This window comes from Nocardia sputi (assembly GCF_023501985.1).
The window spans coordinates 191,733-209,916 of the sequence record NZ_JAMFLC010000019.1 but is presented as its reverse complement, the minus strand read 5'-3'; the positions used below and the strand labels follow the sequence as shown (position 1 = coordinate 209,916).

At 69.5% G+C, this 18,184-nt stretch carries 15 protein-coding genes; 4 read left to right on the top strand and 11 right to left on the bottom strand.

What is annotated here, in order from left to right; genetic code table 11:
* From M8859_RS24945 to M8859_RS24910, 8 genes are all read right to left on the bottom strand, one after another.
* A partial coding sequence (locus M8859_RS24945) for an acetyl-coenzyme A synthetase N-terminal domain-containing protein (protein ID WP_308221229.1) occupies positions 1 to 295 on the bottom strand: 295 nt, incomplete at its 3' end.
* A gap of 50 nt (positions 296 to 345) precedes the next feature.
* Entirely contained in the window at positions 346 to 1,983 is a 1,638-nt protein-coding gene (locus M8859_RS24940; protein ID WP_195071709.1) for a monocarboxylic acid transporter, read from the bottom strand.
* Positions 1,980 to 2,336, bottom strand: a complete 357-nt coding sequence (locus M8859_RS24935) for a DUF485 domain-containing protein (RefSeq protein ID WP_159923657.1) — start codon at positions 2,334 to 2,336, stop codon at positions 1,980 to 1,982. Before M8859_RS24935 ends, M8859_RS24940 begins: the two co-directional genes overlap by 4 nt.
* Before the next feature lie 171 nt (positions 2,337 to 2,507).
* Positions 2,508 to 4,262 (bottom strand): sodium/solute symporter, encoded by a 1,755-nt coding sequence (locus M8859_RS24930; protein WP_249644893.1) that lies wholly within the window; start codon positions 4,260 to 4,262, stop codon positions 2,508 to 2,510.
* Positions 4,263 to 4,575: 313 nt separating this feature from the next.
* A complete protein-coding gene (locus tag M8859_RS24925) occupies positions 4,576 to 4,941 on the bottom strand; it encodes a hypothetical protein (RefSeq protein ID WP_159923661.1) in 366 nt (121 codons plus the stop codon).
* Positions 4,938 to 5,735 carry a LytR/AlgR family response regulator transcription factor gene (locus M8859_RS24920; protein ID WP_159923663.1) on the bottom strand — a complete coding sequence of 266 codons (798 nt, stop codon included), beginning with the start codon at positions 5,733 to 5,735 and terminating at the stop codon, positions 4,938 to 4,940. The genes M8859_RS24925 and M8859_RS24920 overlap by 4 nt, the downstream gene beginning before the upstream one ends.
* 148 nt (positions 5,736 to 5,883) lie before the next feature.
* Entirely contained in the window at positions 5,884 to 7,080 is a 1,197-nt protein-coding gene (locus M8859_RS24915) for a sensor histidine kinase (RefSeq protein ID WP_249644898.1), read from the bottom strand.
* Between the two features lie 299 nt (positions 7,081 to 7,379).
* The gene (locus tag M8859_RS24910) at positions 7,380 to 7,817 is read right to left on the bottom strand and encodes a hypothetical protein (protein WP_159923665.1); all 438 of its coding nucleotides are present in this window, start codon (positions 7,815 to 7,817) and stop codon (positions 7,380 to 7,382) included.
* A gap of 317 nt (positions 7,818 to 8,134) precedes the next feature.
* Here M8859_RS24910 and dnaE point away from each other — a divergent pair, with 317 nt between their 5' ends.
* Positions 8,135 to 11,683, top strand: coding sequence for a DNA polymerase III subunit alpha (gene dnaE, locus M8859_RS24905; protein ID WP_195071708.1), 3,549 nt, complete (start codon positions 8,135 to 8,137; stop codon positions 11,681 to 11,683).
* A gap of 79 nt (positions 11,684 to 11,762) precedes the next feature.
* Here the strand turns inward: dnaE and M8859_RS24900 are convergent, their stop codons facing one another.
* Both M8859_RS24900 and M8859_RS24895 read right to left on the bottom strand, forming a co-directional pair.
* Positions 11,763 to 12,962, bottom strand: a complete 1,200-nt coding sequence (locus M8859_RS24900; RefSeq protein WP_249644892.1) for a Cmx/CmrA family chloramphenicol efflux MFS transporter — start codon at positions 12,960 to 12,962, stop codon at positions 11,763 to 11,765.
* Positions 12,963 to 13,044: 82 nt separating this feature from the next.
* Positions 13,045 to 13,617 (bottom strand): TetR/AcrR family transcriptional regulator, encoded by a 573-nt coding sequence (locus M8859_RS24895; protein WP_195071706.1) that lies wholly within the window; start codon positions 13,615 to 13,617, stop codon positions 13,045 to 13,047.
* Between the two features lie 163 nt (positions 13,618 to 13,780).
* Between M8859_RS24895 and M8859_RS24890 the strand changes: the two genes are divergently transcribed.
* Positions 13,781 to 14,182, top strand: coding sequence for a hypothetical protein (locus M8859_RS24890; protein WP_159923673.1), 402 nt, complete (start codon positions 13,781 to 13,783; stop codon positions 14,180 to 14,182).
* 5 nt (positions 14,183 to 14,187) lie between these two features.
* On the opposite strand, the gene M8859_RS24885 is transcribed toward M8859_RS24890, so the two are convergent.
* Entirely contained in the window at positions 14,188 to 14,805 is a 618-nt protein-coding gene (locus M8859_RS24885) for a methyltransferase domain-containing protein (RefSeq protein ID WP_249644891.1), read from the bottom strand.
* Positions 14,806 to 15,014: 209 nt separating this feature from the next.
* Between M8859_RS24885 and treZ the strand changes: the two genes are divergently transcribed.
* Positions 15,015 to 16,754 (top strand): malto-oligosyltrehalose trehalohydrolase, encoded by a 1,740-nt coding sequence (gene treZ, locus M8859_RS24880; protein WP_249644890.1) that lies wholly within the window; start codon positions 15,015 to 15,017, stop codon positions 16,752 to 16,754.
* Between the two features lie 113 nt (positions 16,755 to 16,867).
* Positions 16,868 to 18,118 (top strand): serine hydrolase domain-containing protein, encoded by a 1,251-nt coding sequence (locus M8859_RS24875; protein WP_195071704.1) that lies wholly within the window; start codon positions 16,868 to 16,870, stop codon positions 18,116 to 18,118.
* Positions 18,119 to 18,184: the final 66 nt, after the last annotated feature.

Sequence of the window (18,184 nt, the reverse complement as noted above, 5' to 3'; positions counted from 1 at the left end):
CCCAGTGGATGGCGACCTGGTCGCCGTGGCCGTCGAGGACGTGGCGGTCCACGCAGTTGTAGGCGACGTTGAGCTTGCCGCCGACGAACCACTTCGCCACCGGCGCGTCACTCCAATCCAGCACCTGTGTCCATGGCTGGTCCCAATGCAGCCTGCGGGCCTGCTCGGCCCAGAACTCCAGCCGATCCGACTGCGCCCGGTCGTACAACGCCGCGCTCGCGTTCGCTTGGGCGGCGAAATCCGCGTCGGGCGGGAAGGCGGTGGTGTCGCGGTCATCGGTGGTTGCGCTGGTCACGCGAATCTCCTAACGAAAAAGCAAAGGGAACGAGGTGTGCCGGGCAACGATCAGTGCGCCACGGCCTTCTCGGCGCCGACGCCGGTGAGCGAGCGGACCTCCATCTCCGCGGCCTTGGCCGGATCCTCGGACCTGCCGCCGACGAAGGTGCCGACGATGCCGAGCACGAACGCCAAGGGAATGGAGACGATGCCCGGGTTGGACAGCGGGAACCAGTCGAAGTCCGAGCCGGGAAGCATGGCGGACTTGCTGCCGGAGACGGCGGGGGAGAACACGATCAGCACGATCGTGGAGATCAGGCCGCCGTACATGCTCCACAACGCGCCGGTGGTGTTGAAGCGCCGCCAGAACAGCGAGAAGAGGATGGTGGGCAGGTTCGCCGACGCCGCGACCGCGAACGCCAGCGCCACCAGGAAGGCGACGTTCTGTCCGTTGGCCAGGATGCCCAGCGCGATGGCCAGTACGCCGATCACCACCGCGGTGATCCGGGAGACCCGGACCTGTTCGCGCTCACCGGCTTTCCCGCGCTTGATGACACTGGCGTAGATGTCGTGGGCGAACGACGCCGACGCGGTGATGGTCAGGCCCGCGACCACCGCGAGGATGGTGGCGAAGGCGACCGCCGAGATCACCCCGAGCAGCACTACGCCGCCGAGTTCGAAGGCCAGCAGCGGAGCCGCCGAGTTCTGGCCGCCCGCGGCCGCGAGGATGCGGTCCGGTCCGACGATCGCGGCCGCACCGTAGCCGAGCACCAGGGTGAACAGATAGAACGCGCCGATCAAGCCGATCGCCCAGACCACCGACCGCCGCGCCTCTTTGGCGGTGGGCACGGTGTAGAAGCGCATCAGCACGTGCGGCAGGCCCGCGGTGCCCAGCACCAGTGCCAGACCGAGGGACAGGAAGTTGAGCTTCGAGGTCTCGCTGCCGCCGTACTGCGCGCCGGGAGCGAGCACGTCGCGCGCGGCGACCGCCTTGTTCGCCGAATCCGAGACCGCGTCCTGGGCGGAGCCGAGGATGTCGGAGAAGTTGAAACCGAACTTGGCGAACACCATGACGGTCATCAGCGCCGCGCCCGCGATCAGCAGTACCGCCTTGATGATCTGCACCCACGTGGTGCCCTTCATGCCGCCGACCAGCACATACACGATCATCAGCACGCCGACCACGGCGATCACGACGGATTGGCCGGTCTTGTCGGAGATGTCCAGCAGCAGCGCGACGAGCCCGCCCGCGCCCGCCATCTGGGCGAGCAGGTAGAACAGCGACACCGTCAGCGTGGACAGCGCGGCGGCGGTGCGCACCGGGCCTTCCTTCAATCGGAAGCTCAGCACGTCGGCCATGGTGAATTTGCCGGTGTTGCGCAGCATCTCGGCGACCAGCAGCAGGGCGACCAGCCAGGCGACCAGGAACCCGATGGAGTAGAGGAACCCGTCGTAGCCGTAGACCGCGATGGCGCCCGCGATGCCGAGGAAGCTCGCGGCCGACAGATAGTCGCCGGCGATGGCGACGCCGTTCTGCGGACCGGAGAAGCCGCGTCCTCCAGTGAAGTAGTCGGCGGCGGTGGCATTGTTGCGGCTGGCCCGGATCACCACGATCATCGTGATGGCGACGAAGACGCCGAAGATGGCGATATTGGCGATCGGGTTGCCGACCGTCGCCGCCGCGGCATAGGTGTGCACGGTGTTCACGCTCGGTCTCCCTCGAGGTAGCCGCGGATCTTCGCCGCGCGCGGATCCAGTTCACGGTTGGCGAACCGGACGTAGAGCGCCGTGATGACGAAGGTGGATACGAACTGGCCGAGGCCCAGCAGCAATCCGACGTTGATGTTGCCGAACACCGAGCGGCTCATGAAGTCATGGGCGTAGGCGCCGAGCAGGACAAAACCGAGGTACCAGAGCAGGAACAACACGGTCATCGGAAAAACGAAGCGGCGCAATCGGCTTCGCAGTTCCTGGAATTGGGGGCTCGCCTGTACTTCGGCGAATTCTGCTGCGCTCGGCGCTCGCCGCGGGGCGGTGTCGTCGAGTTGGATACTGGTCATGATCGTCCTACCAAGTGACGTGGCTTACTTCTCGAGGACGGTAAGCCAGACCAGCGGGGCGTCAGTAGGCTGTGGTCTGGGTCACTCCGTGAAGGTGTCCGAATCTGCGGTGAGCGGTCGATGCGCCGCGACGAACGGTCGGCCCGAGTGGCGCCGCGGGCAGGTCGCCGGTCAGTCCGAGCGCAGACTGCGCTCGCGGTCCGCGCCCATGCCCAGTCGCTCCGGCGCGTGCATCCGCACGAAGATCCGGCTCACCGCCCTGGCGCCGAGCCCACGGGTGAACGAGCTGACCAGCACCATGGCGGCGAACGCCAACGGCACGCTGATCGCCGCCGGGTAGCCGAGCAGCGCCGCGGGCCAGCCGCCCGCCACCTCGTCGGAGAAGCCGCCGGTCACCGAGACGGCGGTCGCGGTGCCCGCCGCGAGCCCGCCCGCGACCAGGCCGGCCGCCGCGCCCCCCGCGGTCAGCCCGCGCCACCAGATGCCCAGGACCAGCAGCGGGCACAGCGTGGAGGCGGCCACCGCGAAGGCCAGGCCGACAGTGCGGGACAGGTCCAGCGACGCGACGGTCAGTGACAGCGCCAGTGGGACCGAGCCCGCCGCCAGCGCCGCCGTGCGGAAGTCACGGATCCGTCCCCGCAGCATGTCGGTGCTGAGCACGCCCGCGATGCTCACCAGCAGTCCCGAGGAGGTGGACAGGAAGGCGGCGATCGCACCCGCGGCGACCAGCGCCGCGAGCAGCTGACCCGGCAGTCCGGCGACCACCGATCCGGGCAGCAGCACCACAGCGGCGTCGGAGGTCCCGGTGATCAGCAGTTGCGGCACGTACAACCGCGCGAAGACGCCCAGCAGCACGGGGAACAGGTAGAAGAGCCCGACCAGGCCGATCACCGCGAGCGCGGTCGCGCGCGCGGCCCGCCCGTCGGGGTTGGTGTAGAAGCGCACCAGCACGTGCGGCAGCCCCATGGTGCCGAGGAAAGTCGCGAGGATCAGCGAATAGACCTGGTAGGTCGGATGCGGGCCGCCCAACCCGCCACCCGGCGCCAGCCAGGCCGCACCGTCTGCCGGCGCGCCCGCGACCACCGGCACCGTGGCTCCGGCCTCGAGCACCAATCGCGTGCCCGCCGCCAGATCATGGGTTCCGGGTGTCAGCGGCACCAGGCCGTCGACCGCGCGGTTGTCGAGGGTTCCCGTGATGGCGACCTGCTGCGGAGCGTTGACCCGCACCACCACGTCGGTGGTCACGTCCACTGTCGTTCGCTCGGTCACCACCGGCGGAGCGGGCGCGCCGACTTGCCGCTCGTCGGCGAGGAAGTGCCCGAGCAAGACCAGCGCGGGGAGCGCCACCGCGGTCAGCTTCAGCCAGTACTGGAAGGCCTGAACCAGGGTGATCGAGCGCATCCCGCCGCCGACCACGTTGGCGATCACGATCACGCCCACCGCCACCGCGCCCACCCAGTCCGGCACCCCGAGCAGGATGTGCAGGGTCAGCCCCGCCCCCTGGAACTGCGGGATGAGATACACCGCGCAGATCAGCACCACCACGGTGGCCGCGAGCCTGCGCAAACGCACTGAGCCCAACCGGAATTCGGCGAAGTCGGGCACGGTGTACGCGCCGGAGCGCCGCAGCGGCGCGGCGACGAAAAGCAGCAGCGCCAGGTACCCGGCCGTGAACCCCACCGGATACCACAGCGCGTCCGCGCCGTATTTCGCGATCAATCCGGCGACCCCGAGAAACGATGCGGCCGAAAGATACTCGCCGGAGATCGCCGCCGCGTTCCAGCGCGGCCCCACGCTGCGGGACGCGACGAGGAAGTCGGAGGTGGTGCGCGCGAGCCGCACGCCGTAAGCGCCGATCGCGACAGTCGCCAGCGCCGCGAGGACCAGCGCGGCCACGGTCAGCGCGGGCGCGGTGCCGGAGATCACGAAGCGCCCCGCGGCAGGTGAATCAGTCCGGCGGGTGAGGCGGATCGCTGCCGTGGCCGTCGGCTCCGCTCGGCTGCCTCTAGCCGGGTCGACTGAAGCCCTGCGTGCCGTATCCCGCGAGGCAGGTGAGTCGGTGTGGCGGGCGATGCGGGTGTGATGATGGCAGTGGCGGATCGCTTGGACGACTGAAGCCCTGCCTGCCGTAGTGGGCGGGCCGGCCGGGCTGTACCCGTGCCCGCCGAATCGCTCGCCACGTATGCGTGGGCGAAGCCGGTGGTCCGCGCTGCGGAGGTGGTTGAAGCTCGGCGCACCGTCAGTCCTCGGCCAATTCGAGGAAGTCCTGCTCGTTGCGTTCGGCAAGGCGCACGTACGTCCAGCCGATCAGGAACAGCAACGGGTACACCGCGCCGCCGAGCAGCAGCCAGGGCAACCGGATGCCCAGCACCGTCGCCGAGCCGATCGAGCCGGTGCGGAACAGCACGGGCAGCGTGCACAGCAGCGCGATCGTCACCAGGCCGACGCGTAGCGCGAGCCCTAGCTGCGCGCGGATGAGGCCGCCGATGAGCGCTTCGCCGAACTCGGTCTGTTCGGCGACCTCCACCCGTGTGCGTACCCGCCGCGCCCCGCGGCGCTCGGAGAGCACGACGCGACTGCGCCCCGGACGCTGCGGCGCGGTCACGGGGCGCCCCAGTGTTGCCGTGGCCGGTGCACCAGCCGCTGCTTCAGTTCGCGCACCTGTCTTCGGCTGACCGGCAGTTCGACCGCTTGCGCGTCGCCCTCGGCCCGCAGGCACACCACGGTCCCGGTACCCACCGTGCGCAGCCCGGTGACCAGCCGCAGCGCCACCAGGTAGGACCGGTGCACCCGCAGGAAACCGGCGTCGTGCCAGCGAGCCTCCAATGCCGACAACGGGATTCGCACCAGGTGCGATCCGTCGCTGGTGTGCAGCCGCGCGTAGTCACCGTCGGCTTCCACCCAGCTCACGCTCGACCTCGGCACCAGCGTCGTGACCCCGCCCAGCTCCACGGGAATGACCTCGCTCGGATCGGCGCGCGCGTCGGCGGCGGGCTGGTGCGACGTGCTGCGCGCCGCGGCGATCCGCCGCACCGCCTCCGCCAGCCGCGCCTCGCGCAGCGGCTTGAGCAGGTAGTCCACCGCGCCCAGGTCGAACGCGGCGATCGCCCGGTCGTCGTGCGCGGTCACGAAGACCACCGCGGGTGAATTGGCGAATTCCGAGAGAATGCCCGCCAGCTCCATCCCGTCCAGGCCCGGCATGTTGATGTCCAGGAACACCGCGTCGATCGGATGGGCCCGCAGCACCCGCAGCGCGCTGGTGGCGTCACCGGCCGCGTGGATCTCCCCGATCTCGGTTCGCGCGCGCAGCAGATACACCAGCTCGTCGAGAGCGGGTTTCTCGTCGTCCACGGCGAGCACGCGTAGCGCGCCCGCCGGTTTGCCGGTAACGCGGGTCACAATCGCTCCATGGTAAGGCTCCCGTGCGGGGCCGCCGACCGGGCGTCGTCGGCGTGACCCGCTGTGCTTCCGGGCCTCGGGCGCGTTGGTCGAATATCGGGTGGCTTGCCGTAGGCACGAGCCGTGTTCCGGGCTTCGCGCGCGGGTCTCATGCCCGGATCCCCGCGCGGAATTTCGGGACGCGCAGGCTGACCTTGGTGCCCGCCCCTGGCGCGGTTTCCACGACCAGGCCGTAGTCGTCGCCGAAGGCGGCGCGCAACCGGTCGTCGACGTTGGCCAGACCGACGTGGGCTGACTCGCCGGAGCCCGCCGGGCCCGTTCCGGCGTCGACGGCGTCCAGCGCGCCCGAGCGCAGCAGGTCCGGGTCCATGCCTACGCCGTCGTCCTCGACGCTGATCACGCAGTCGGTGCCCGCGTCGGTGGCGACGATGCTGACGGTGCCGCCGCGCGCGGTGCCCGCCAGGCCGTGCCGCACAGCGTTCTCCACCAGCGGCTGGAGCGCGAGGAAAGGCAGGACCACGCCGAGCACCTCGGGCGCGATCCGCAGCCGGACCTGCAGCGCGTCGCCGAAGCGGGCCCGTTCCAGCGCGAGGTATCGCTCGATGTTGCGCAGTTCGTCCGACAGCACCGTGAATTCGCCCGCCGCGCGGAAGGAATAGCGGGTGAAGTCGGCGAACTCGAGGATCAGTTCGCGGGCCCGCGCCGGGTCGGTGCGGACGAACGAGGCGATGGTGTTCAGGGCGTTGTAGATGAAGTGTGGGCTGATCTGCGCTCGCAGCGCACGCACTTCCGCTCGGTCCAACCGGGCCCGTGACGCGTCCAGCTCGGCCAATTCGAGCTGGCCGCAGGCATAGCGCGCCACCTCGGCGACCGCACCGAGCCGGCCCGGCCCCGGCTGCCCGGTGCTCACGACGCCGAGCACCCCGACCACGCCGGTCGAGTCGATCAACAATGGTTGCGCGATCAGCGTGCGCCCCGCGTGTTCGCCGCGGCCGGGCCCGGCCACGAGCACCGGCCGCTCGCCCGCGACGGCGCGCTCCGCGGCTTCGGTGAAGTACTCGGCCAGTTCGGCGTGCGGGCCGTCCCAGGCGAGCAGCGTGCCGTCTGCGCTCGCCAGCGCGAGCGCGTCCGCGCCGGTGAGCGCGCGCAGGTGGGGCGCGGCCTCCCGCGCTGAGCGTTCGGTCAGCCCGCGGCGCAGCGGGACCGCCGCCAGCGACGCGGTGTGCAGCGCCGAATGCACCGCCCGCTCGGCAGGGGTGGTCACCACTCTGCGGGTGCGCGACCAGATCAGCAGCGCACCGACGAGCAGCGCCGCCACGGCCACGACGGCGAGCGCGGTGGTCATGGCGGGCATCGGCGCACGGACTTCATGGGACGATTATCGCGTCGACCGGATGGGGTGCGGCACGGTGGCGGACCTGCGACCGAGCTCCGGCCCGAAACACCGGACCGCGGCGTCACCCGGGCGACGGTGCGGTCCGGTGGGTGGGGACCATGCCGGACGACCGTACCGACCGGGTGCTCTCGGTTGCCGGTGGGCGCGGTGCTGGATGGCACTGTCCGAGGCGGCCGGTGTAGCTGTCCCAGGCGATCGATGTGACTGCCCGAGACGGCCGGTGTAGAGGCCGGACGGGGACGGCTGGCTCAGCCCTGGTACTGCGGCACCGTGAACTCCACGGTGCCGGGCGCCGGGAAGTGCGCCGCGCCGACGCCGACGGTAGCGGTGAACGTGCCGATGCCCGGCACGAACAGGGCGGAGTGGCCGCTGTTGCCCCAGTAGCCGGGACCTTGCGCGACCACCTTGAACGCCCCTTCCTGACCGGTCGCGACATTGCGCCAGTTCAGCGTGAGCGGCAGCGTGCACGGCCCGGCGCCGACCAGCGTCGCGCCCACGGTGAACGCCGCTTGGTTGGGGTAGGCGTTGCCGTTGACCGACATCTCCACCTGACCCACGCACGGCCCCTGCGCCAGGGTGTACACCGTGGCGAAGGCGGCTGGGGCCGCCGCCGCCGGAGCGGCCGTCGCGACCAGGGCGGCCACCGCCGTCGCGGGAACCATCAACAGCGCTGTCGTCGAATGCATCGACACCTCCACGAATCGGGAAAGTTCTTGTCTGTCACGCTCATCCGTCCCGTCAAGCGTCCGACATCGCCGTGGGGGAGGGAAGCAGAGCCTACCGCCGCGCCACGGCCGACGTTCGGTGTTCCGGCATTCGGCGCGATTGCAACACTCGCGGAAATCGGCCGCTCCTCGGGCGAGTCGCCAGGACGCGCCGGTGGCCTGAGCAGCCGACACGCCGATGTCCGATCCGCACCCGCGTGCCGGTCAAGACCAGTCGGTGCGCACGCCTAGAATCGGTCCAGCCAACCCCCGTCGAGACCTTGGGAGGAAGGACCGTCTTGGCCGCCTCGTCCGGATCGTTCGTCCATCTGCACAACCACACCGAGTACTCCATGCTCGACGGTGCCGCCAAGATCTCGCCACTGTTCACCGAGGCGAAACGGCTGGGGATGAACGCGGTCGGGATGACCGACCACGGCAACATGTACGGCGCCTCCGAGTTCTACAACTCGGCCAAGAAGCACGACATCAAGCCGATCATCGGCATCGAGGCCTATATCGCGCCCGGCTCCCGGTTCGACACCAAGCGCGTCCAGTGGGGCGATCCCGGCCAGAAGGGCGACGACGTCTCCGGCTCGGGCGCCTACACGCACATGACCATGGTCGCCGAGAACGCGACCGGCCTGCGCAACCTGTTCAAGCTCTCCTCGCTGGCCTCCATCGAAGGCCAGCTCGGCAAGTGGGCGCGCATGGACGCGGAGATCATCGCCCAGTACGCCGAGGGCATCATCGCGACGACCGGCTGCCCCTCCGGCGAGGTGCAGACCCGCCTGCGCCTCGGTCACGAGCGGGAGGCGCTGGAGGCCGCCGCCAAGTGGCAGGAGATCTTCGGCAAGGAGAACTTCTTCCTCGAGGTCATGGACCACGGCCTGTCCATCGAGCGCCGGGTCCGCGAGGGCTTGCTGAACGTCGGCAAGCAGCTGGGCATTCCGGCGCTGGCCACCAACGACTGCCACTACGTCACCAAGGATCAGTCCGCCAACCACGAGGCGCTGCTGTGCGTGCAGACCGGCAAGACGCTGTCGGACCCCACCCGGTTCAAGTTCGACGGTGACGGCTACTACCTGAAGTCCGCCGAGGAGATGCGGGCGCTCTGGGACGCCGAGGTGCCCGGCGCGTGCGACAACACCGTGCTGATCGGCGAGCGGGTGCAGTCCTACGACGACGTGTGGGCCTTCAAGGACCGCATGCCGGTCTTCCCGGTGCCCGAGGGCGAGGATCAGGACTCCTGGCTGCGCAAAGAGGTCGACCGCGGTTTGGCCCGCCGGTTCCCCGGCGGCGTGCCCGAGGAGTACTACACCCGCGCCTACTTCGAGCTCGACGTCATCAAGCAGAAGGGCTTCCCCGCCTACTTCCTCGTCGTCGGCGACCTCGTCAAGCACGCGCGGGAGGTCGGCATCCGGGTCGGCCCCGGCCGTGGTTCCGCGGCCGGTTCGCTGGTGGCCTACGCGCTGGGCATCACCAACATCGACCCGCTGCCGCACGGCCTGCTGTTCGAGCGGTTCCTCAACCCGGAGCGCCCCTCTGCGCCCGATATCGATATCGACTTCGACGATCGCCGCCGCGGTGAGATGGTCCGCTACGCCACCGAGAAGTGGGGCACCGACCGGGTCGCCCAGGTGATCACCTTCGGCACCATCAAAACCAAGGCCGCGATCAAGGACTCCGCGCGCGTCCAGTTCGGCCAGCCCGGCTTCGCCATCGCCGACCAGATCTCCAAGGCGCTCCCGCCGCCGATCATGGCCAAGGACATCCCGCTGTCGGGCATCATGGACCCCGACCACGAGCGGTACAAGGAGGCCGCCGAGGTTCGTGAGCTCATCGGCAACAACCCGGACGTGGCCAAGATCTACGAGACCGCACGCGGCCTCGAGGGCCTGATCCGCAACGCCGGTGTGCACGCCTGCGCGGTGATCATGTCCTCCGAGCCGTTGATGGACGCCATCCCCGTGTGGAAGCGGCCCCAGGACGGGGCGATCATCACCGGCTGGGACTACCCGTCCTGCGAGGCCATCGGCCTGCTGAAGATGGACTTCCTCGGCCTGCGCAACCTCACCGTGATCGGTGACGCGCTGGACAACATCAAGGCCAACCGCGGCATCGACCTGGACATGGACAACCTGCCGCTGGACGATCCCGCGACCTACGAATTGCTCTCGCGCGGTGACACGCTCGGCGTGTTCCAGCTCGACGGCGGCCCCATGCGCGATCTGCTGCGCCGCATGCAGCCCACCGGCTTCAACGACATCGTCGCCGTGCTCGCGCTGTACCGGCCCGGCCCGATGGGCATGAACGCGCACAACGACTACGCCGACCGCAAGAACGGGCGGCAGCCGATCAAGCCGATCCACCCGGAGCTGGAGGAGCCGCTCGAGGACATCCTCGCCGAGACCTACGGCTTGATCGTCTACCAAGAGCAGATCATGTTCATCGCGCAGAAGGTCGCCTCCTACTCGATGGGTAAGGCCGACGCGCTGCGCAAGGCCATGGGTAAGAAGAAGCTCGAGGTGCTCGAGGCCGAGTACAAGGGCTTCCACGAGGGCATGACCGCCAACGGCTTCTCCGAGGCCGCGGTGAAGGCGCTGTGGGACACCATCCTTCCGTTCGCCGGCTACGCGTTCAACAAGTCGCACGCCGCGGGCTACGGCCTCGTCTCGTTCTGGACCGCCTACCTCAAGGCCAACTACCCGGCCGAATACATGGCGGGCCTGCTCACCTCCGTGGGCGACGACAAGGACAAGGCCGCGGTCTACCTCTCCGACTGCCGCCGTCTCGGCATCACCGTGCTGCCGCCGGACGTCAACGAGTCCGAGCAGAACTTCGCCTCCGTAGGCAAGGACATCCGCTTCGGTCTCGGCGCGGTGCGCAATGTCGGCGCGAACGTCGTCGCCTCGATCATCCAGGCGCGCAAGGAGAAATCGAAGTTCACCGATTTCTCCGACTACCTGAACAAGATCGACGCGATCGCCGCGAGCAAGAAGGTCACCGAATCACTCATCAAGGCAGGCGGTTTCGACTCCCTCGGTCATCCGCGCAAGGGCCTGATGCTGATCCACTCCGACGCCATCGATGCCGTGATGGCCACCAAGAAGGCCGAGGCGATCGGTCAATTCGACCTGTTCGGCGGCTTGGACGCGGACGAGTCGGTGACTTCGGTTTTCAACGTGAAGGTGCCCGACGAGGAGTGGGAGTCCAAGCACCGCCTCGCGCTGGAGCGGGAGATGCTCGGCCTGTACGTCTCCGGGCACCCGCTCAACGGCGTCGAGCACGTGCTCGCGGCCCAAGCCGACACGCAGATCCCCGCCATCCTCGAAGGCGACATCAAAGACGGCACCCAGGTGACCGTCGGCGGCATCCTGGCGTCGGTGAACCGGCGTATCAACAAGAACGGCCTGGCCTGGGCTTCGGCGCAGCTGGAAGACCTCACCGGTGGCATCGAGGTGCTGTTCTTCCCGCAGGCGTACTCGGTGTACGGGATGGACGTGGTCGAGGACGCCGTGGTGCTGATCAAGGCGCGCGTCTCGGTCCGCGACGACCGGATCTCGTTGATCGCCAACGATCTGGCCGTCCCCGACCTGTCCGCCGTCGGCGTAGCCAAGCCGCTCGCGGTCACCGTCACCACCCGGATGTGCACACCGGACAAGATCGGCGAACTCAAGCGGGTCTTGTCCAGGCACCCCGGCACGTCGGATGTCCATATCCGGCATGTCGGCGCCCGGGACAAGACCACGCTGCTGAAACTCGACGACCGCCTGCGAGTCTCACCGTCCTCCGCCCTGATGGGCGACCTCAAGGCCCTCCTCGGCCCCGGCTGCCTGGCCGGCTGAGCGACGGGTTTCCCACAACAGCGGCCCTGCACCCGATCCGCGCATCGTCGGGTGAGGGCCGCTGCCACTGTGCGAAGAGTTACCCAGCCACGTTGGCCAGTGCCGGGGCAGGTGCGGCGGTCGACGCTCGTATCGCCTGCTTGCGGTGCAGGGCGTGGCTGCACGCGACGACACCTAGCGCGGCGATGCCGAGAACCACGCCGATCCAGGCGACCGCGTCGTAACCGAGGCCCGCGCCGATGGCCAGGCCGCCGAGCCAGGGGCCTGCGGTGATGCCGACGTTGAACGAGGAGATGTTCGTGGCTCCCGCCAGGGTGGGCGCGTCGCCCGCGAGGGTGAAGACGCGGCTGTTCAAGGTCGGGTTGATGCCGAAACCGAAGGCGCCCAACAGGAATGACAGCACGACGACGGGAGCGGTGTATTCCGCCGTAAGGGCGAGCAGTGCCGAGGTGAGCACGCCTCCGGTGATGCCGACGTACAGGCTGGTCAGCGGATGGGTGTCGGCGGTGCGCCCACCGATCGCGATGCCGAGGAAGGCGCCGAGGCCGTAGATACCGAGCACCACCGGAATCCAGCCCTCGGCCATGCCGGTCGCGTCCGACAGCAAGGCGCCGAGGTAGGCGAAGGTGACCATCAGGGCGGCGATGGCCAGCGCGGTGGTGGCGTAGGACAGCCAGAGTTCGGGGCGCAGCATCGTGCGCAGTTCGGTGCGCAGCCGTGGCGGCGTGGCGGGGCGTCCGCCGGGGATCTTCGCCAGCACGCCGATCATCGCGGCGGCCGACAGCAGTGCGACGGCCCAGAACGCCGCACGCCAGCCCAAATGCTGTCCGATCACGGTGCCCGCAGGGAGTCCGATGATCATGGCCAAGGTCAGCCCGCCCGCGACGATGCTCATCGCCTTGCCCCGTGCGGTGGGCGGCACCAGGCTGATCGCCGTGGTCGCGGCCATCGCCCAGAATCCGGCGTAGACGAACGCGCCGACCACCCTGGTCGCGAACAGGACCCAGTAGTCCGAGGTCAGCGCGCCGATCACATGGGTGCCGACGAACACCGCGAGGAAGGCGAGCAGCGCGGTGCGCCGCGACCAGCGCAGCGTCGAAACCGCCAGCACCGGCGCGCCCACCAGCATGCCCAGCGCGAACGCCGAGATGAGCAGGCCCGCGCGCGGCACGGATACGCCCAGGTCCCCGGCCATTTCGGTGAGCAGGCCCGCGAGCATCAGCTCCGAGGTGCCTTGGGCGAAGATCGAAAGACCCAGGACATAGATCGCCACGGGCACCGGTACCTCCTTGTTTTGTACTGAACTATCCAAAATGAGGGCGCGGCATATTCGCCGTCGGATGGAAACAGGCTTGGGCGACTCAGAGCGCGTCGAGCGCGGTGGTCGCGATGGCGGCCAGCGTCTCGCGATCCGCGCCGCCGCGTGCGGCCACCCGCATGCCGCCGATGGTGGCGATCACGAAGTGGGCCAGGGCGGACGGATTCTTGTCCGGTGCGATCTCGCCCGCGCGCCTGCCCGCTTCGAACACGTCCGTCAGCACCGCGAGCCGTCGCTCGTGGTCGGCGGCGAGGACGGCGGCCAGTTCGGGGTCGCGCGGGGCCAGTTCGATCGTCGAGTTGACCACGAGGCAGCCGCGCGGGTCCTCGTCCGGGGCCTCGACGATCTGCCACAGCAGTGCGCGGATCTTGGCCCGCACCTCCGTCCGGCTGTCGAGCAGGTCGAACGTCGCGGCGTTCTTGGTCGCCATGTAGTGCCGCAGGGCGCGCCCGAACAGGTCGCGCTTGCTGGTGAAGGTGTTGTAGATGCTGCTGCGGCCCAGTCCGGTCGCGGCGCAGAGGTCCTCGGTGGAGGTCGCCTCGTATCCGGCGCGCCAGAACGCGCGCATCGCCGCGTCCACCGCGCGGTCCTCGTCGAACAATCTGGGTCGTGCCACGGATTCAGGCTAGCACAGTTTTGAACAGATCATTCCAATAAGTGTCGGATGCGAACGCTGCCTGCGCTTCTGTCGATCTCCAAGCGGCTGTTAAGCATTCGACAGGCGGGTTCGCCGACAGTTCTGGGACAAGGTCGTCCACTCGAGAAGAACGAGGAACATCATGCAAGCCATACTCCGCAGTCTGCGTCTGCTCGTAGTCGGCGTGACCGTGCTCGCGGCGTCGTCGGCCGTCGCGGCGATCGGTGCGGGCGCGGCGAACGCGGGCTCGGTCTACGAGATAAAGTTCGCGCCGGGCAGCGATCGCGCGTCGGTCGACGGCGCGGTGGTCCGCGGCGACGCCGACACCTTCGCGTTCGAGGCGCGGGCCGGGCAGACGCTGATCACCGAGCTCACCTCGGTCGAGGGCAACGCGCGGTTCACCACCACCGCCCCGGGCGGAAGCGTCCTGTGCCTCGAGGAGACCTGGAGCCGGATCGCTCTGCCGCGCACCGGCTACTACGCCATCTCGGTGGCGCCGAGCCGCGGCAACGCCACCTACACCCTGTCGGTGCGCATCATCTGATCCCGTCAGGGCGAGACCGCGACCCCGAGCGTCTGGGCGACCAGGAAGCGGGGGGCGTCCTCCCCGTAGAACGACTCGGCCTCGCGGATCTCGAAACCGGCGGTTGTCACCAGGGCGCGAATATTGCGGTTGAGGTGGCAGCCGCCGAACAGTCGTTTCTGGACCGGATTCAGCCGGTTCTGCCACACCCGCACCTTGTCGTCCGGCGCCAGCCCGTGTTCGACGAAGTGCAGGGTTCCGCCGGGAACGAGCACCCGGCGCACCTCGGCGAGCGCGGCGGCGATGTCGGGGATGGTGCACATGGTCCACGTCGACAGGGCGCAGTCGAAGGTGCTGTCGGCGAAGGGCAGCGCCTGTCCGTCCAGCCCGGCCCGCTCGATGGGCACGGTGGCCGCGGCGACTCGTTCGCCAGCCAGTCGCCAGCCGAGATCGGCGGGCTCGACCGCGCTCACTGCCGCGACCGCCGCCGGGTAGAACGGCACATTCCGTCCCGAGCCGAAACCGAGTTCCACGACCCGTCCGTGCAGCCCGGCGCACACCCGCTCGCGCAGCGGGTCGTTGACCCGCATCCCGCAGGCCACGTTGACGATGCGCGGTAGGACGTGCTCGGCGTAGACACCCACGCCTCCACTTTGGCAGGGATCGCCCGTTCCGGCCAGGACCCCACGGCCACAGCCGGTCGGCCTCGGCCCTTGATCCGGTCACAGTGGTCGCGCGGACGAATGAAGGGACTGCGGGCAGTTGGTCGCGAAGCCGGGAGCGCGCAGGCCGTTGTCTCCGAGGCAGGTGTCGCTATCCGGCGGGCCGGGCGCGCCCGTGCGATGCTGGCTCGGTGAGTGTGTTCGAGGTGTGGGCACCGCGGCCCGAGGCGGTGCGACTGGATCTGGAGGGTGTCGTCCACTCGATGACGCGGTCGCCGGACGGGTGGTGGCGCACCGACGTACCGGCCGCGACGGGGGCCAGATACGGGTTCCTGCTCGACGACGACCCGACAGTGCTGCCCGATCCCCGCTCGCCGCGCCAGCCCGACGGGGTGCACGCCCGCTCGGCGCTGCACACCCTCGATCCGGCGGCGTGGGCCGACGCGGGGTGGACCGGCCGTCCGCAGGCCGGGGCAGTCTACTACGAACTGCACATCGGAACCTTCACCCCGGAGGGCACCTTCTACGCCGCGATCGAGCGGCTCGACCATCTCGTCGCGCTGGGCGTCACCGTGGTCGAGGTCATGCCGGTGAACGCCTTCGACGGCACGCACAACTGGGGCTACGACGGCGTGCTCTGGTACGCGGTGCAGGAAAGCTACGGCGGGCCCGACGGCCTGCAACGGTTCGTGAACGCCTGCCATATCCGTGGTCTGGCGGTGTGCCTGGACGTCGTCTACAACCATCTCGGCCCGTCCGGCAACTACCTGCCACGTTTCGCGCCGTACCTGACCGAGGGTCGCAACACCTGGGGGCGGAGCCTCAACCTCGACGGTCCGCAGTCCGATCACGTGCGCAGGTACATCCTCGACAACGCCTTGCGATGGTTGCGCGAGTTCCACGTCGACGCGCTGCGCCTGGACGCGGTGCACGCCCTCGTCGACCGCACGGCCACGCACCTGCTGGCCGAACTCGCCGTCGAGACCGAGCGTCTCGCCACCCACGTGCGCAGGCCGCTGACGCTGATCGCGGAAAGCGATCTCAACGATCCGAAGCTGATCACCCCGCGCGCGGCCGGTGGGTACGGCCTGACCGCCCAGTGGAACGACGACCTGCACCACGCCGTGCACACCGCCGTCTCCGGCGAGCGGCAGGGCTATTACGCCGATTTCGGTTCGCTGCGCTGCCTGGCGCGGACGTTGAAGCACGGGTTCTTCCACGCCGCAACGTATTCCAGCTTCCGTGGCCGCACGCACGGCCGAGCGATCGATCGCGGTCTCATCCCCGGTAGCGCGCTGCTGGCCTACACCTGTGACCACGACCAGATCGGCAACCGCGCGCTCGGCGACCGGCCCAGCGCCTACCTGACCGACGGCCAGCTGGCGGTCAAAGCAGCCCTCGTGCTGTGCGGGCCGTTCACGCCGATGCTGTTCATGGGGGAGGAGTGGGGCGCGCACACGCCGTTCCAGTTCTTCACCTCGCACACCGACCCGGAGGTCGCCGCCGCCACCGCATCCGGGCGCAAGAAGGAGTTCGCCGCCCACGGCTGGTCCGAGGGCGAGGTGCCCGACCCGCAGGACGTGAAGACGTTCCTGCGCTCCAAGCTCGACTGGACCGAACCGGACGAGCCGGAACACGCGCGGCTGCTGTCGTGCTATCGCGCCCTGCTGGCACTGCGTCGCGACCGGGCGGAGCTCAGCGACCCATGGCTGACCCACGTTTCGGTGGACTACGACGAGGCGGCGCGGTGGATCGTCGTGCACCGGGGCACGCTGGCCCTGGTGTGCAACCTCGGCGAGGACCCGGTGGCCGTCCCGATCGCGGGCATCCCGCTGCTGTCCTGGGAATCCCCGACGATCGGCCCTTCCGCCACAACCGTTCCCGGCCACTCGTTCGCCCTGCTGGAGACGGCGCTGCCCGGCAGGCGCTGAGAGCGTGGAATCCCAGCTCCGGGCCGCCTTTCGGGCGTTTTCCGGATAACGGGCGTACAACTGTCCGAGACAGGTACTTTGCCGGAATCGTCCCGTGCGATTACCGTGGAGAGATGAGCAACGTCGCTTCCGGGGACCTCGCGGTTCTCCCCCCGGGAATGGGTGGCAGCGCAGCCGCCGAATTCGCACCGTTCGTGCGCGCTTTCGCACGGGCGTTCGGTACTCGCCGGGGTGCGGGGGCGGCGTTCACGCTGCACCGGCACGGAGAGCCGCTGGTGGACATCTGGGTCGGCTCCGGTGGTGACGTTCCGTGGACCAGGGACACCGGCACGATCATCTTCTCGGCCACCAAGGGAATCGCCGCCACCGTCGTGCACCGCCTCGCAGACCGCGGGTTGCTCGACTATTCCGCTCCGGTCGCGGAGTACTGGCCGGAATTCGGCGCCAACGGCAAGCGCAAGATCACCGTTCGCCAGCTGCTGACCCATCGGGCGGGGCTGTCCGCCTTGGCCCCGATCGCGACCGGCGGCCTGGCCGATGTGCTGGACCACGAGCTCATGGAGCAGCGCCTGGCCGCGGCGAAGCCCGACCGCTCGCTCGGCGTGCCCACCTACCACGCGCTCACCTTCGGCTGGCTGATCGGTGGCTTGGCCCGCTCGATCACCGGTACCAGTCTGGCGGAACTGATCCGCACCGAGGTCGCCGAGCCGCTGGGCATCGACGGCCTGCATCTGGGCAGGCCGCCCGCCGGTGCGGCGCTCACCTACGCGCCGCTGGCCGGCACCCAGCTGAGCATGCTCGGAAGGCCGCTCGGCGCGGCGGTTCTGGGCCGTAGCCACAAGATTCCCGGCGCGCTCGGCGCCGCCACCCGCTGCCTGTTCCTGCCCGGTCTGGAAGCCATTCTCGAGGGCGTCAGCCCGCCGATCCTGGACACCGAACTCGGTGCGGGCAACGGTGTGGCCACCGCGCCCGCGCTGGCCACGATGTACGGCGCGCTCGCGGGCGACGGCACCGTGGCCGACCGCAGGTATCTCGGCCGCCATACCATGAAGGCCCTGCGCCGTGTCGAGACCTATCAGCCCGACCGCGCGCTGTTCTACCTGCCGATGATGTGGCGACTGGGCTACCACTCGCTGCCGATGCCGGGCGCGCACGCCGGGTTCGGGCACATCGGGCTCGGCGGCTCCTTCGGCTGGGCCGAACCCCGCTTGGGCCTGTCGGTCGGCTTCGTGCACAACCGGCTCTCCGCCGCGCAGCTCAGCTACGACCAGTCGGCGGCGTTCTGGCTGTTGCCGCTCATGCTGAACTGCCTGCGCGCGTCCCGCCGCCGGATACCTTCGACGGAGACGCGCAAGGCCGCCTGACCTGCCGGGCGGTTCCGGTGCCCCGGTAGCCATTCGGGCCGCCCAGGCCGGCTCGTTCGGACCGGA

Bases quoted from the DNA above. Each gene is read 5' to 3' on its own strand.
- M8859_RS24935 (WP_159923657.1), bottom strand. From the start codon at position 2,336: ATGACCAGTATCCAACTCGACGACACCGCCCCGCGGCGAGCGCCGAGC.
- M8859_RS24915 (WP_249644898.1), bottom strand. From the start codon at position 7,080: ATGACCACCGCGCTCGCCGTCGTGGCCGTGGCGGCGCTGCTCGTCGGT.
- M8859_RS24910 (WP_159923665.1), bottom strand. From the start codon at position 7,817: ATGCATTCGACGACAGCGCTGTTGATGGTTCCCGCGACGGCGGTGGCC.
- M8859_RS24890 (WP_159923673.1), top strand. From the start codon at position 13,781: ATGCAAGCCATACTCCGCAGTCTGCGTCTGCTCGTAGTCGGCGTGACC.
- M8859_RS24875 (WP_195071704.1), top strand. From the start codon at position 16,868: ATGAGCAACGTCGCTTCCGGGGACCTCGCGGTTCTCCCCCCGGGAATG.